This window comes from Pyramidobacter piscolens W5455 (assembly GCF_000177335.1).
GTDB classification, from domain to species: Bacteria; Synergistota; Synergistia; order Synergistales; family Dethiosulfovibrionaceae; genus Pyramidobacter; species Pyramidobacter piscolens.
Genome location: NZ_ADFP01000108.1, coordinates 1 through 509, shown reverse-complemented (window position 1 = coordinate 509; position 509 = coordinate 1). Strand labels below are relative to the sequence as shown.

The following is a 509-nucleotide window of genomic DNA, read 5'->3' as shown; positions in this document are numbered from 1 at the left end:
GCGGCAGGGCCGAAGAGGAAACGGCGAGGCAACGAGGAAACTCCCGAAGAGACTTCTCCCCCCGCTCGCGAAGCCGAAATCGAGAAGCGCGCAAAAAAATCGTTCGAGGAGGAGTTTTGAGAATGAGTATGAAGAAAATGCTCGCCGTAGTCGCCGCCGCGTCGCTGGTGGCCGTAGCCGCGCCCGCGTTCGCCGCGAATCCGTTCAGCGACGTGCCGATGAACCACTGGGCGTACGACGCCGTGGAGCAGCTGAGCGCGAAGGGCATCCTGGAAGGTTATCCGAACGGCACGTTCAAGGGCAACCGCGCCATGACCCGCTACGAGATCGCGACGATGGTGGCGCGCATGATGGCCGCGGGCGGCCTGAGCGGGGAAGACCTTGAGAAGCTGAAGGCGCTGGTGGTGGAGTTCCAGCCCGAGCTGGAAGCGCTTGGCGTGAAAGTGGACGGCTTCGACAGCCGCCTCTCCGCTCTTGAGAAGGGCGTCGGCGGATGGAGAATCACCGGC

Annotated in this window: 1 protein-coding gene; it reads left to right on the top strand. The window is 63.7% G+C overall.

All coding sequences use genetic code 11. From position 1 onward, the window contains the following. Positions 1 to 128 precede the first annotated feature (128 nt). Positions 129 to 509, top strand: a 381-nt coding sequence (locus tag HMPREF7215_RS09555; RefSeq protein ID WP_415752561.1) for an S-layer homology domain-containing protein, incomplete at its 3' end; no start/stop codon positions are given.